Source organism: Streptomyces sp. NPDC004542, from assembly GCF_040610035.1.
Lineage (GTDB): Bacteria > Actinomycetota > Actinomycetes > Streptomycetales > Streptomycetaceae > Streptomyces.
Genome location: NZ_JBEXLP010000074.1, coordinates 20,990 through 33,809, shown reverse-complemented (window position 1 = coordinate 33,809; position 12,820 = coordinate 20,990). Strand labels below are relative to the sequence as shown.

Annotated in this window: 16 protein-coding genes and 2 pseudogenes; 7 read left to right on the top strand and 11 right to left on the bottom strand. The window is 67.2% G+C overall.

Features of this window, described 5'->3' with window-relative positions; genetic code table 11:
• Positions 1-355 precede the first annotated feature (355 nt).
• Entirely contained in the window at positions 356-577 is a 222-nt protein-coding gene (locus tag ABZX30_RS29460) for a hypothetical protein (protein WP_067316111.1), read from the bottom strand.
• Between ABZX30_RS29460 and ABZX30_RS29455 the strand changes: the two genes are divergently transcribed.
• Positions 576-998: a KOW motif-containing protein gene (locus ABZX30_RS29455; protein ID WP_355938704.1), complete on the top strand. Its 423-nt coding sequence runs from the start codon at positions 576-578 to the stop codon at positions 996-998. The genes ABZX30_RS29460 and ABZX30_RS29455 overlap by 2 nt on opposite strands.
• An 81-nt stretch (positions 999-1,079) precedes the next feature.
• Here the strand turns inward: ABZX30_RS29455 and ABZX30_RS29450 are convergent, their stop codons facing one another.
• From ABZX30_RS29450 to ABZX30_RS29440, 3 genes are all read right to left on the bottom strand, one after another.
• Positions 1,080-1,433 (bottom strand): VOC family protein, encoded by a 354-nt coding sequence (locus tag ABZX30_RS29450; RefSeq protein ID WP_355938702.1) that lies wholly within the window; start codon positions 1,431-1,433, stop codon positions 1,080-1,082.
• A 152-nt stretch (positions 1,434-1,585) separates the two neighbouring features.
• On the bottom strand, positions 1,586-1,801 hold the full coding sequence (locus ABZX30_RS29445; RefSeq protein WP_355938700.1) for a DUF4177 domain-containing protein: 216 nt from the start codon (positions 1,799-1,801) through the stop codon (positions 1,586-1,588).
• Between the two features lie 106 nt (positions 1,802-1,907).
• Complete coding sequence (locus tag ABZX30_RS29440) at positions 1,908-2,105, bottom strand: hypothetical protein (RefSeq protein WP_355938698.1); 198 nt, start codon at positions 2,103-2,105, stop codon at positions 1,908-1,910.
• Between the two features lie 172 nt (positions 2,106-2,277).
• On the opposite strand from ABZX30_RS29440, the gene ABZX30_RS29435 reads away from it, so the two are divergent.
• On the top strand, positions 2,278-2,544 hold the full coding sequence (locus ABZX30_RS29435; protein WP_355938696.1) for a CopG family transcriptional regulator: 267 nt from the start codon (positions 2,278-2,280) through the stop codon (positions 2,542-2,544).
• Positions 2,541-2,984, top strand: a complete 444-nt coding sequence (locus ABZX30_RS29430) for a PIN domain-containing protein (protein WP_355938694.1) — start codon at positions 2,541-2,543, stop codon at positions 2,982-2,984. Before ABZX30_RS29435 ends, ABZX30_RS29430 begins: the two co-directional genes overlap by 4 nt.
• Here the strand turns inward: ABZX30_RS29430 and ABZX30_RS29425 are convergent.
• Together ABZX30_RS29425 and ABZX30_RS29420 are read right to left on the bottom strand one after the other, a co-directional pair.
• Positions 2,896-3,288, bottom strand: a complete 393-nt coding sequence (locus tag ABZX30_RS29425) for a MerR family DNA-binding transcriptional regulator (protein ID WP_355938692.1) — start codon at positions 3,286-3,288, stop codon at positions 2,896-2,898. The two genes, ABZX30_RS29430 and ABZX30_RS29425, sit on opposite strands and share 89 nt — an antisense overlap.
• 26 nt (positions 3,289-3,314) lie before the next feature.
• Positions 3,315-3,763: pseudogene (locus tag ABZX30_RS29420) on the bottom strand (SDR family oxidoreductase); the annotation flags it as partial.
• 199 nt (positions 3,764-3,962) lie between these two features.
• Between ABZX30_RS29420 and ABZX30_RS29415 the strand changes: the two are divergent.
• Both ABZX30_RS29415 and ABZX30_RS29410 read left to right on the top strand, forming a co-directional pair.
• Positions 3,963-4,700 (top strand): dienelactone hydrolase family protein, encoded by a 738-nt coding sequence (locus ABZX30_RS29415; RefSeq protein WP_355938690.1) that lies wholly within the window; start codon positions 3,963-3,965, stop codon positions 4,698-4,700.
• A gap of 1,093 nt (positions 4,701-5,793) precedes the next feature.
• Complete coding sequence (locus ABZX30_RS29410) at positions 5,794-6,843, top strand: hypothetical protein (protein WP_355938688.1); 1,050 nt, start codon at positions 5,794-5,796, stop codon at positions 6,841-6,843.
• A gap of 153 nt (positions 6,844-6,996) precedes the next feature.
• Here the strand turns inward: ABZX30_RS29410 and ABZX30_RS29405 are convergent, their stop codons facing one another.
• The gene (locus ABZX30_RS29405; protein WP_355938686.1) at positions 6,997-7,353 is read right to left on the bottom strand and encodes a hypothetical protein; all 357 of its coding nucleotides are present in this window, start codon (positions 7,351-7,353) and stop codon (positions 6,997-6,999) included.
• A gap of 800 nt (positions 7,354-8,153) precedes the next feature.
• Between ABZX30_RS29405 and ABZX30_RS29400 the strand changes: the two are divergent.
• Positions 8,154-8,482: pseudogene (locus tag ABZX30_RS29400) on the top strand (GTP cyclohydrolase); the annotation flags it as partial.
• On the opposite strand, the gene ABZX30_RS29395 reads toward ABZX30_RS29400, so the two are convergent.
• On the bottom strand, positions 8,460-9,686 hold the full coding sequence (locus tag ABZX30_RS29395) for an insulinase family protein (protein WP_355938685.1): 1,227 nt from the start codon (positions 9,684-9,686) through the stop codon (positions 8,460-8,462). The pseudogene ABZX30_RS29400 and the gene ABZX30_RS29395 sit on opposite strands and share 23 nt — an antisense overlap.
• 105 nt (positions 9,687-9,791) lie before the next feature.
• Between ABZX30_RS29395 and ABZX30_RS29390 the strand changes: the two genes are divergently transcribed.
• A complete protein-coding gene (locus ABZX30_RS29390) occupies positions 9,792-10,379 on the top strand; it encodes a class I SAM-dependent methyltransferase (protein WP_355938683.1) in 588 nt (195 codons plus the stop codon).
• Positions 10,380-10,406: 27 nt separating this feature from the next.
• Here the strand turns inward: ABZX30_RS29390 and ABZX30_RS29385 are convergent, their stop codons facing one another.
• The 3 genes from ABZX30_RS29385 to ABZX30_RS29375 all read right to left on the bottom strand — a co-directional run bounded on the left by ABZX30_RS29385 (position 10,407) and on the right by ABZX30_RS29375 (position 12,703).
• Entirely contained in the window at positions 10,407-11,138 is a 732-nt protein-coding gene (locus ABZX30_RS29385) for a hypothetical protein (protein ID WP_355938682.1), read from the bottom strand.
• An 81-nt stretch (positions 11,139-11,219) separates the two neighbouring features.
• Positions 11,220-11,351 (bottom strand): hypothetical protein, encoded by a 132-nt coding sequence (locus ABZX30_RS29380; RefSeq protein WP_355938680.1) that lies wholly within the window; start codon positions 11,349-11,351, stop codon positions 11,220-11,222.
• 260 nt (positions 11,352-11,611) lie between these two features.
• The gene (locus ABZX30_RS29375) at positions 11,612-12,703 is read right to left on the bottom strand and encodes a glycosyltransferase (protein ID WP_355938678.1); all 1,092 of its coding nucleotides are present in this window, start codon (positions 12,701-12,703) and stop codon (positions 11,612-11,614) included.
• Between the last annotated feature and the right edge of the window lie 117 nt (positions 12,704-12,820).

Genomic DNA, 12,820 nt, shown 5'->3' with positions numbered 1-12,820 from the left:
CGCCCGGCGCGCCCGGGCTCGGGCGGGGGGGCGCTCCACCGGGGGGGGCCCGGGCCCCCGCCGGGCGCGCCGCCCCCCCACCGGGATCCCGAGGGCGGATGCGCGGCTAGGCCGCCTTGGACCGCGCCCCGCGCGCGCCCGGGGCGGACTCCTGGGCGTCCTCGAGCGGCCAGGTCTCGTCCTCCCCGAAGTCGGGGGCCTGGAAGGGGTTGGTCGCCGGAGGCGGCGATGCCGCGGCGGAGCAGCGGGGCTGCCCTTCCGGGGCGGAGAAGAGCGACGTCAGTTCGATGGGAGGACTCTCTTTCGTTACAGGTACCCGGAGGGCCTGGGTGTGCCGAGACCGGGCACAGCGGTCCTACAGCTTGGTCATCTTCGCGTAGGGGCTCAAGATCCGCATTTGCGCCGAACCGAAATCCACGAGCGCCGCGATTCCGTCCTCGATGCCGATCACCCGGCCGAGGCCGTACACGTCATGGGTGACCTGGTCGCCCACGGCGAAGTGCTTGGGGGCCGGCGTGACCGGGGCCTTGAAGGGGCTGGTAGGCAGATGACGCTTCGGCGCAGCAGGCTTTGTCATGCTTCAGTATGCGCCCACGCGCAGCCCCCTTGGCTGTGTCGGTCGGCACAGATCCGTGAGACGGGAACCGCTTCATGCCACTGAGCTGGGGTTTCCAGACCTGGCGGGGCGAAACCGGATCGCAGTATCTCCTTCGCCGACCAAGGAGACACCCGTCGGCACCGACCGCGCGTCACCTCTTGCCCGGTACCGCCGGAGCGGGGCCGCCGGACACCACCGGGAAGTGAGCAGGCCGACCGTTCCACGGCTGCGGCCAGGGAACTTGGTGCTGGTGACCGACGGTCGCTTCGCGCAGAGCACCGGGCCGGTCCGCAGCGTCGACCGGAAGCGGAACCGAATGGAGCTGGTCGTGCGGATCTTCGGAGACGACACCCGCGTCGACGTACCCCCCGACCCGGTGGAGAAGGTGCCCAGCGCCTGAGCCGGGGCGTGCGCGAAGGCCGGCCCGAGAGGAAACCCTCCCGGGCCGGCCCCCGACCCGCACGCGCGCTCCCACGGGTTCCTACTGCCGCCGTTGGCCGAGGACACAGAACTCGTTGCCCTCGGGGTCCGCCATGACGACCCACGACTGGTCACCCTGGCCGATGTCGACACGCTTGGCGCCATGAGCCTCGAGCCGTGCCACCTCGGCCGCCTGGTCGTCGGGCCGGAAGTCGAGGTGCAGCCGGCTCTTGGCCTTCTTGGCCTCGTCGATCCGGACGAAGTCCAGCCCGGGCAGGCGATCCGGCGCCGGGCGGATCTCGAACTCGTCGTCGGAGGAGTGGACCACGACCCAACCGAGAGCCTCGGCCCACCACTGCCCCAAGGCCACCGGATCGACCGAGTGAACGATCACCTGTTCCCATTCCAAGGTCATCCGGCGAGCATAGGCCGACCGGGTCCCGGGGCCCACCGCTTTTCCCCGGCGTGCCCGCGGCCGGAACGGCGCCCCGGCCGTCCCTCTCCGGTCACGCCGGCACGGTCATGCCGGCACCGTCACGCCGGCACCGTACGGTCACGTCGGCACGGTCACCCGCGCGGACGCTCGAAGGTGAGCAGCAGTCCATCGACGGCGCCGGGACCTACGCGGCCCTTGACGTCGGCGGAGGTGATGGCCTTGAGACCCCAGCCGTCCTCCGCGTGCTTGTTCAGGACCTTCTCCAGTTTGTCGCTGTCCAGCGCGTCGCCGATCAACGACTCCCGGAAGGTGACGACCTTGTATTCGTACGCGTAGGGGCTGTTCATCGCCGCTGAGTCCTCCTGTCGGCCCGGCCGGGCCGGGGTGTGATTGCCGGAAGCCAGACAATCACCCTCGGGACGCCGCTGTCGTGGCCGTGGGACTCCGGGGCGGCTACCAGGCGAGGGCGTCCGCCGCGTTGTCCTCCCAGTACGTGACGGCGGCGGCGCTGTTGAAGAAGACACCGCCGTTCGGCAGCTTCACGGCCTCCTCCTTGCCGGTCGCGCTCTCCTTCCTGTCGGCGAAGATCACGCCCAGGGTCTTCGCGGTGCTGCCCCCTTCATCTTCGGGGGAGTAACACGGCACAACCACCGGCCGCACCCGGGACAGCGACGCCGTCCCGCTCACGGCGAGCACCCGCACCTATGCCTGGGACGACCCGCAGTGCGAGGCGAAGTACCTGATCAACCGGCCTCCCGGTGCTCTCGGCAACGAGGACGGGGACGCGCATACATCAATCCGGTACATGGACTACTCTTGGTACATGTCCATGAAGCGCACCAACGTCTACGCCGACCCCGCGGACCTGGCCATCATCAAGGAGGCCGCCAAGCGCCGAGGTATAAGCGAGGCAGAGATCATCCGGCAGGGCATCCACCTTGCGGCCATGGCGAACCGGGTGTGGGACGAGCCGCTGTTCTCACGCACCTTCGAGGGGCCAGGGCACACGCTGTCCAAGTCGGAGGTCCGCGACACGGTCGCCGAGGCCGTCCGGCGTGAGACCGGCCCGGGTTCCGGATCCGCCGCGTGATCATTGTCATCGCCGATACGTCCGGCCTTCTGGCAGCCCTGGACTCGGCTCATCCGGAACACCGGGCGGCGAACGAGGCGATCATGGCGGCCGGTCTGCTGGTCATGTCCCCGCTCCTGCTGGCCGAACTGGATCACGTGGCGACGCGTGAGCTCGGCAGGGAGGCTGCCCTCAGCGCGGTAGACGACCTGCGGCGCTGGATGAGCCGGGGCCGTGTCGTCCTGCCGGAGATCACGGAGGACCATCTGGGCGCCGCCCAGTCCGTCCGTGTCCGCTACCGCACGCTGGACCTCGACCTCGCCGACGCGGTGAACGTGGCGCTTGCCGCCGACTACGACACGGACGCGATTCTCACTCTGGACCGACGAGACTTCCGGGCCGTACGTCCGTTGGGCCGCTACAAGGCGTTCCGGGTACTCCCCGACGACCTCCCGCTCTGACAGGGGACCCCCGGCGGTCAAGTGCCTGCTTCCACAAGGGGCGTGACACTGGCGACCTCGCATAATCGAGAGTCGCGTATTCCTTAGCCGGTGAGGGCTCGTAGTCACCCTGAGTGGCCGTGGGGAGCGTAGCGACTCCAGGTTCTGCGACGAGGCGGGCGTTCAGGCCACTGGGCGGATCCGGCCACCGGTTGCCTGTCGCAACGCGGCTTCCAGCCGGTCGCGGGCCTCGGCCGGCTTGCTCGTAGTGCCGCAGCGCACGGGCGGTTGCCCCGGTCGCCCTGGCCAGCTCACCGATCCGCACCCATCCCACCTCCCGGGCCACTCCTGTCACGCCACGACCGCTCCGCCGTCGACCGGGAGCACCACTCCGGTGACGAACGACGCGGCCGGTGCGGCAAGCTGGGTGACTGCCCAGGCCCCCTCCTCGGGGCGGCCGATCCGGGCCAGTGGGGTGTGCGCCAGCTGCCATTCCCGCACCGCTGCCATCCGCTCCGGCGTCAGGCCCTGGTGCTCACCGATAGGGGTGTCGATCGCGCCGGGGGCAACCGCCGCCACCCGGATCCCGCGGGTGCCGGCTCGACCGCCCAGCTGCGGGTCAGCAGCTCCAGAGCGGTCTTGGTAGCCGCATGGACCGAGTTGCCGGGCCAGGCCCGCTGCCCCACCGATGTACTGACATTGACGATCGCCCCGCCCGACTTCTCCAGGAGTGGCAGCGCGGCCTGGGCCAGCAGGATGGGGGCGACGAGGTCGGTGGCAAGTTGAGCTGTGATCATCTCCGGCCAACGCAGCGCAATGTGCGTCCAGTTCGCATCGAATGCGATAGGCGCCGGTCCCGGGGTACGCGCCAAAGGGGCAACGAAATGATCTTGAAGCCTTGAGGGCTCGGCCCCCGCATTTCAGAGGGACGCACGCGCCGTTCTGCCAGCGGCAGAACACCGGCCGGGCCGGGCTCGGCGATCACTACAGTCCAGTCTCATGACGGCGATCACGACGCGTACGGTCGAGTACCCGGCGGACGGTCTGACGATGATCGGGCACCTCGCGCTCCCGGCCGGTGTCGACCGCCGGCCCGCGGTGCTGCTCGGACCAGAGGGCATGGGGCTCAGCGACGTCGAGCGCCGCCGGGCCGATGCTCTCGCCGAGCTGGGATACGTAGCGCTGGCCTTCGACCTTCACGGCGGGCGCTATGTGGGCGACCCCGAGGAGATGCTGGCCCGTTGCATGCCGCTGCTCGCTGATCCCGACCGGATGCGGGACATCGGTCATGCGGCGCTCGACGTGTTGCGCACCGAACCGCGGACCGACCCCGACCGGATCGCTGCCGTCGGCTACGGCACCGGGGGCGCCGTCGGGCTGGAACTCGGGCGCGACGGCGTCAACCTGCGCGCGATCGGGACAGTCAACGCACTGACCACGGGCCGACCGGGCGAGGCAGCGCGCATTCGCTGCCCGGTGTGGGCCGGCGTCGGCTCGGAAGACCCGATCATGCCGCCCGCGCAACGGAACGCGTTCACCGCCGAGCTGCAGGCCGCGGGCGTCGACTGGCGCCTCGCGGTCTACGGCGGTGCCATGCATGCCTTCCACCACCCGCCGGTCGACCACCCCGTGGTCCCCGGCGTCGGCTACCACCCACGGCACGCGCAGCGAGCCTGGCGCGATGTCGTCGACCTGCTCGCCGAGTGCCTGCCCGTGACGGAAGATCCGGGAGCATGACCCAGGCAAACAGCCTGGCGCCAGGCCTGGTCCGCGTCGGCCACTGACAGCGACCTCCCCTCGAATCCGCTCGGCAGAACCACATTCGACCGGATGCTCGATCACGGAAAAGCGTTCACAACTGCCGCAGTAAACAGCGGATTTACCGCGACGGAGCCCCTGAAATTCTTTCCGATTCAAGACAAAGAATCACGCAGGGACGGCCGCTCCTCACTCGGTGGTCCCATGGAATGCGCTGTTCATGACGGTGGGTGGGGACCATTACGAGGATCACTGCCTCGAAGTGGACCGCCAGATTGTCGTGGCGCTTGGTCTCCGCTCGACTCCATTCGAGACTCCGCTTCCCTGGAAGCTCGGGCCTGGAGAGCGCTTGCTGCCTCCCATGGTCCGCCGTGTCGGGCCTTCAGACCTCGACTCCGCATCAGGGAACCCCGCGCAGCCTTGGCGGGATCATGCACAACGTCCTGTTTCACACTCACGGAACGTTTGAAAACCGGACTGGACGACAACCAAACCCCAGGCCGACGACCTGGGGTTTTCGCATGGAGCGGGTGACGAGAATCGAACTCGCGCCCTCAGCTTGGGAAGCTGAGGGTATCTGGGGCCTGCTCTGGGGCTGACCTGCGGCGGTGCGGCGTCGGCGCCTGCCGGTCCGGTCGGCTGGTTCCCCGGAGTTCCCCGTGGTCCCCCGCACGATCTGGCACGGGTCTGGCACGAGGCCCTTCCACCGAAGTCTCGATTGGGTTGGTCAACGAGTCTGGTGGGCTGGCCACTCGGCCCGTTCGCGGATGCCAGCGGTCGGCTGCGGTGGTTGCTGTCGTGCACATGGCCAGAAGTCACACCGTCCAGCCCTCGGCAGCCCACATGCGGCAGTCAAGGATGTCTCTGTCCATGACGAGGAGCTTTAGATCCCGGCAAGCGGGCATACACCGAGTGGCAAGGCCTTGGGTTTGCGGAACATTCATGGAATCCTATTGAGGAGCGCAAAATGCGACTAAGGCGCGATAGGCCTATACGGAACCCAGTCGTTGCTAAACATATGTGCAGTTTTTTCGATGGCCTATCTGTGGGGGATCGTGCGCGTCCACGCCATGTGGCGCAGGCCTACGGTGATCATTTATTTCACTCACGCCGATGGCGACTCATAGATGAGAAGAAGTTTTCCGAGTCGAAATTCCATGTGGGCTTGGGAGTTGATGGCGGCGATCTCGCACATATCACCAAACGCGGCGCTCTGGTATGTGACACATTGCTTCTCTCTCACGGGGGCGAGGGTGGCATGCACCACATTGGAGGAATATCTAGGCCTCGCGACACCTATGGCTTCTTGTGGAACCCTTTTCATGATGTATGGAAATCGAACTCCCTCTATATGCGCTGTCCGGATCCGGCCGCGCTGGGGCAATGGATCATAGATGCGGAACCACTTCTCAGGGCGGGTATCGCTTGGTATTTGCCTGCCTACTCGATTCAAGTCAGCCGTAGAGAGTCTCTTTCGTTCGAAAGCTACAATCAACAGCTCCAAATGGCGCAAATCGACGGTAGGGAAGCACCTGAGCTATCCTGGGTATCCCAGGAGGATGAGGCGGTTCCGACCGCGCTCGACTTTCTTGTCAGCAGCGGGAAAGCCATAGAGCAATCCGAAAGTCAGCCACTAAAGAGCCAGGTGGTGCGTCCTGTTCTGGAGATTTCTTTACCGTTTGTTGACGGTGTCGGCCTTCGAGACTTCAGTGAAATTACGGTCAATGAGTTCGGGGCATACGCGGGATTCCAGGGTTTTCTTCGACAGGCATTTTTAGAGTTAGATGAGGGGCTGCAAGCGGTACAGTCAGAACGAGAGCTAGTGAAGATCGGGCATCGGATCGAAGAAGAGGTGCGCGGTGTTCAATCGCAGATGAATTCAGTCCGCAGAAAGCGGGCAGTTTCCATTACTGGGGCGGCTATCGGTACGGTTAGTGCTACCCTGGTTGCTGTGTACGGGCCGGTTTTTGAGCAGGCTGTAATGATTCTCGGTGCTGCTGGGGCGGGCGGCGTTTGGGGGATCATTCAATCTGTAGCCGACAATAGCCCGCAGGTTCTTCGTGAAAACAAGTGGTATTACGTGTGGGCTCTGGCCAAGCAAAGTGATCGATATGGATTGTGAACCGTCATAGATGCAGCGGTGTCTCCGGCCTTAGTTGGACCGCCCCAGCCGCCAGGGCTTGCGCAAGTTCCCGGGATCGCCCAACTGGCCTGAGGGTGCCGCTGGTTGGGGTGGATGACAGGGCGGACACGGGATCCGTGATCATTCAGGTGTCTAATTAGGAGCTGGGATCACAATGGACGTCCGATAGATTCTGACTGCCGCCCACCCGCATGCAAGGGTGAGAGCGGCCCACAAGAGCAGGTAGCCAGTTGAATCCCCGCCCCGCAGTGTGACAATCAGTAACATCAGGTTTGCCGCGGCTGCCATGACGCTGCCGAGTAGTGCCACGAGCCCGGAGTAGGAAAAACTTCCACGGATCCAGTGATCCACTGCGGCAATCGCGCTCAGCAGCAGGGCTGCCGAAGCTAGGACCAAGAGGACACCGGTGAAGCGCCAGGTGTATGCCAAGGCTTCGCTGGCGTCTTCTACCCCAAAGAAGCCCAGGAAACCAGACGTCACCAGCAGCATCAGAACGATCAGCAGCAGGGAGGCCAGGGAGCGCCCTCTTCGTTCCGGTGTGCGTGCCGATCGCAAGCGCGCAGCGTTCCGTGACCGCTTAGCGTTCCTGCTGGGCAGGACGTATCTCAGTGATCCTGATGGCCGACAGCCTTTAGGTGGGTGTGCAGTGGCATAAGGTCACTTTCGGCCATCGCTGTTGTCGAAAGGGGTGCGACATGCAAGACCGGTCGGAGTGACATGCTGGAACGTGGGTCAGTGGAGCGACATCGGATGTTTCCAGTGGACGACGGTCCGCGCTGGTCACTCTCCCGCGAAGGCGGCGCTGATCTATCAGCACTCCGACGAAGACTGGCAATGTGTGGTCGCGGTCGGACTGACCCCGCGCACCACGACGCGCACCACAACGAGGAGGCCGCCGAGAGCTAATGGTGCGCTTGTGGTGCGCACCCGCCCCACCGGTCTAGGCAACAAAGAACCCCCGGACCTCTGGCCTGGGGGTTTGTCATGGAGCGGGTGACGAGAATCGAACTCGCGCTCTCAGCTTGGGAAGCGACGGCGCTTGAGGAGTCAGATAGCTTCTGACCTGCTCTTATGCTCTCTGGCTTGGCTGCCAGAAGCGTGGGATCGCACCGCTGTTGACCGTGGTTTACCAGTCTTATGGGCACGCTGTGGGCACGCCGCTCGGTCGACGCCGGCGGCAGCCCCCGCGGAGGCCGACGAGGTGCAGCCCTCAAGAATCGAGTCCCGACTGGAAAAAGTGCCTTGCGGCAGCACAGGTACTCCGGGGATGGCCCGGCCCGCCGTCGGGGCTCGGCGACCATGCCCACGGCACCGTCTCCCTCGTCCGCCCGCAGTCCGAGTGCCTTACGGGCGACGTCTTCGGCTCGGCCCGCTGCGACTGCGGACCTCAGTTGTGCCAAGCCGCCGACCGCATCGCCGACCACGGTGGCGCCCCGCTCCACCCCCGCCAGGAGGGCCCCGGCATCGGCCTCTACAGCAGCGCCCTCCAGGACCAGGGCCTCGACACCTACGAAGCGAACGCCGCCCTCGGCATCACCGACGTCGACCTGTCTCCAACAACCCCGACAAGGCGGAGCAGTTGTGCGGACTCGACGTCACCGTCCGCGACCACGTCCCGGCCCGGGGACGCCCTGTGCCGCCAGGGCCCGGGCCTGGCCGGTGCCGGGCTCAAGGTTCCGCCAGTACGCGAGGAGAGCGAACAGGGCGGCGTCCGTCAGTGCTTCCTCGTCGGCCTCGTCGGCGAGCGCGGCCACCGTCTCCCGTACCAGTGCTACCGCCTCGTCCGGGTCGGCGCCGGATGTGAGGTGTAGTTCGGCGACGAGCAGCATGGGGTCGCGGCACTGAAGGGGGTCGTTGAAGCCGACGTAGCAGGTGGCCAGGCGGGCGACGCCGGTGCCGAGGACGAGCCGGGCGTGCAGGCCGTTCAGGCCGGCGCCGGCGAGCAGGTCGGCGAGCAGCAGGGTGGCCGCGTGCGCGCGGGGTTCCCGCTCCGGCGCGGGCACCGGCCAGCCGACGGCCACGGCGGGGGCGGTCGTGAAGGGGTCGGTGCCGGTGTGGCGACCGGGCGCGAACAGCGCGGGGGCGGGACGGGGGATGACGGGCGGTGGCTCGGCGGCGGGCGGCCAAAGATCGTGGAGGAGGTCGCGCACAGCCTCCGGTTCCGTATCGCCGACGACGGCGAGGGTCAGCCGACCGGGGTGGTAGAAGCGGTCGAAGAACGACCTGGCGGAACCGGCTGTCGCGGCGGCGAGAGAGGCGGCGGTGCCATAGCCGTTGTGCCGGTTGGCATGGTCCCGGAAGGCGACGGCCGGGAGGCGGGCCCAGGGGAAGCCGCCCAGGGGCTGGTTGTCCACGTTGGACGCGATCTCCTCCAGGACGATCTCGCGCTGCCTGGCCACGGACTCCTCGTCGATCAGCGGCCGCAGAAACCGGTCCGCCTCGTCCTGCAGGGCCTCCGCCAGGGCCTGGCCGGGAAGTTCCTGCCAGTAGATGGTGTGGTCGAGATGGGTGGAGGCGTTGGTCGTACCGCCGCGCATGTGCACCCGGTCCACGAACCGGCCTTCCTCGGCACCGCCGCGGAACAACAGATGCTCCAGCAGATGGGCGAGCCCCTCCTCCCCTGGTGCCTCGGTACGGAAGCCGGCGGGGGCGCCGACGGCCACCGCGACGACTCCGGAGCCGGGCCGGGGAGCGACCAACAGCCGGGGCCCGCCCTGCAGCCGGAACCGGGCCACCGGGACCCGATGCGCGGTCAGGGCGGCGAGCAGCGCCCGGCGATCGTCCAGGTCGGCGCCGGTTCCGCTCTGCTGGGCGACAGTCATGGGCTCACCCTCCGGGAGGCGAAACCGGCCGGATGCCGTGTGTACGGATCACCGACGGGCGTGTTAGCAAGGAGAAAGCACAGATCACCTGCGACGGGAGCATCCGTGGACGACCGGCTGGCACGCCTTCTGGACGACCTCTACGAGGAAGGGCGGGCGCACGACGGCCCGTTGGCCGACCGGCTGCTGCGGCTGCGCAACATGACCCCGGACGCCGCCCGGCTGATCGCCCTGCTGATCCGGGTCCAGCGCGCCACGTCCGTGCTGGAGATCGGGACCTCCAACGGCTACTCGGCGATCTGGTTCTCCGACGCGGTCCGCGACACCGGAGGTCTGCTGACGACCGTGGAAATCGACGAGGACCGGGTCGCGGCGGCGCTCGGGAACCTGGCGCGCGCCGGGGTCCGGGACCATGCGGACGTGGTGCACGGCGACGGTGCCGACGTGCTGGCCAAGACGCCCGACGCGTCGGTCGACCTGGTCGTGCTCGACGCGGAGCGGCCAGCGTACGCGGAGTACTGGCCCCAGCTACGGCGGGTGCTGAAGCCGTACGGCGTGGTGGCCGTGGACAACGCGGTGAGCCACCGGGAGCAGGTGGTCGCCTTCCGGGGCCTGCTCGCCGGTGACCCGGCATTCGACGTGGGCCTCCACGAGTTGGGCGACGGTGTGCTCACCGGGATCCGGGTGCGCTGACCGCCCGGACGCGGGCACCACCCGGAATCACTCCGGGTCGAGAGCGAACCGGTGGTTGTCCGCCAGGTACTTGGCCATGCTGGCGATGTCCTGCCAGGTCTCCCGGTTGGTGTGCGCGAAGCACTCGTCGAGGGTCTCCTTGAGGGAGGGGTCCTCGCGCAGCCAGCCGTCGATGGTCTCTCCCGTGTACACCACGTGGTTGATCTCGTCGACCATGATGTGCTCGATGACCGGGGTCATCTGGTCGGCGATGTCACGGCGGGACATCTCCTTCAGGGCCTGGAGGTAGTACCGCAGGACCGTCCAGGAGCGGATCTCGATCGAGTGCACCCGGCAGATGAACGCCCGCAGATCGTCGTCGAAGTCCATGACCATACCGACCTGTTCCTCGCCGTCGGTGAGGTCGACCTCGACGGTGGAGTAGCCGGTCAGCTGGACCATGTTCAGGAAGAGGCGGCTGTGCTTGAGTTCCTCTCCCACGTGCCGGGTCATCTTCTTCTGCAGCTCGGGGCCCGCGTACTTCTCGGCGATGATCTGGATGCGGGCCGCACCCTTCGCTTCGTCGATTCCGTTCTGCACCAGGTTCCAGGCGATCATGCGGGGACTATCGAAAAGCGTTCGCGTAATGCCGTACATGGCCGGCACCTGGTAGGAGAGCTGGTGGTTCAGCGCCGTTGTCATCGACTCGACGTAGAGCCCACCCAGCTCGATTTCACGTTCCTTGTAGAGGTTTTTGAGGTCGGCCAAGACGTCATACATACCGGGCTCTCCTTTTCGGTGACGAGGTCGGCAGGAGGGGAGGCGCCAGGGCCCGGCGCCTCCCGTCCTTCATGGTGTGCCTTACTTCTTCTCGCTCGGCTTGGCGAACGCCGAGTTGGCACGGACCAGGCGCGGGGGCTCCTGGCCGGGGGCGGCGAGCTTCTTGCCGATGACGGCCTCGAGCTTGCCGGTCAGCTGCTGGTTGGAAGCCATTTCAAATCACCTCCTGTTTTCCCGGGTTCCGGGTTTTCCCGGGTTTTCCCGGGTGGTGATACAACTTTCGCAAGCCAGGCCGCCGGGGTCAATGAATTCAGGCGGATCTGGCCGGGTCATGCCGGGCGGGTCGGAAAGCGGCCAGGGCGGTTTCCCGGGCGCCGACGGTCATACGAAAGAAACCCCCGCGCACAATGCACGGGGGTTTCCTTTTCCTTGACGTCTTTGTTCTCGTCGGCTTTCTTGTCGATTTCGACCGGTCACGGCGGCGGCATCAGCTCGAGCACGACGTCCTCGGGCGCCGGCATAGCGGCGATCTCACGGCGCAGACGCAGGGCACCCTCCGCGTAGGCCGGGTCCCCGAGCAGCACGGCACACTCCCGCCGGACCGTCTCCGGTGTCGTCCCGGACGGGTCCAGGCTGCTGCCCGCTCCGGCCGCCACACAGGCTTCGGCCACCCGGAAACCGTCGGCGGCCTGGGGCAACAGCAGTGAGGGCACGCCATGTTCGAGAGCGGCAAGGGTGGTGCCCGCGCCGGAATGGCTGATCACCAGGTCGCAGTGGGGCAACAGCCGCTCGTGCGGGACGAAGCGCAGCGCGTGCACCCAAGGCGGGAGGGGGCCGAGCACACTGGGATCCTGGTCGGGGCCGGAGGTGAGAACGACCGTCACGTCCAGGTCCCGGAGCCCCTCGATCACGATGCGAAAAAGCTCGGGGTTCTGGTTGAAGATGGTGCCGAGAGTGACGTGGACGCGTGGCCTGCCGGAGTCCGGGAAAGGCGGCGGGGCGGCGTTCCTCGGGGCGGGGCGCGGGGCACGCATCGGCAGCAGCACCGGGAAGGCGGTACTGTCCGGGAGCTGGAGCGACCCGGGCCAGATGTCGACATGGGGTGCGTCGAGCATGCCGCCTGACTCCGGTGCGGTGAGCCCGTGTTCGGCCCACAGGGGTACGACCGCCTCACCCGCCGCCTTGAGCAGCTCGCAGGAGAAGGCGGGCCCGAAGCTGTGGCTGACGCCGGGAATTCCGGTGAGGGCACAGACGAGCGGCCCGCCGAAGCTGGCGATGTCGTACACGATCAGATCCGGCCGCCAGTCCTCGGCCGCGCGCAGCAGGTCGGGCAGCATGTACGGCGCGTAGATCCCGGCCCACACCTTCGTCACGTGGAAGCGCTGCTGGTCCTGCGGGGCGACGCCGGTCGACTCCGGGTGCCGACGGAGCCGTTCGGCCTTGGCGAAGGCGCGGGTCGGGCCGACGGATACGGCGGGAAAGCCGGCCTCCTCGATCTGAGCGCCGAAGTCGGCTCCGGTCGCGATCCGGACCTCGTGCCCCGCCTCCCGCAACGCCCTGCTCAACGGCAGCATCATGGCCACATGCCCCACGCCGGGAACGCACAGACACAGCACTCGCACGGGTTCCTCCGGTCCCTCGGGTCCCTCGGGTCTTGGCACCGATGTCCGGCCACCGTGTGG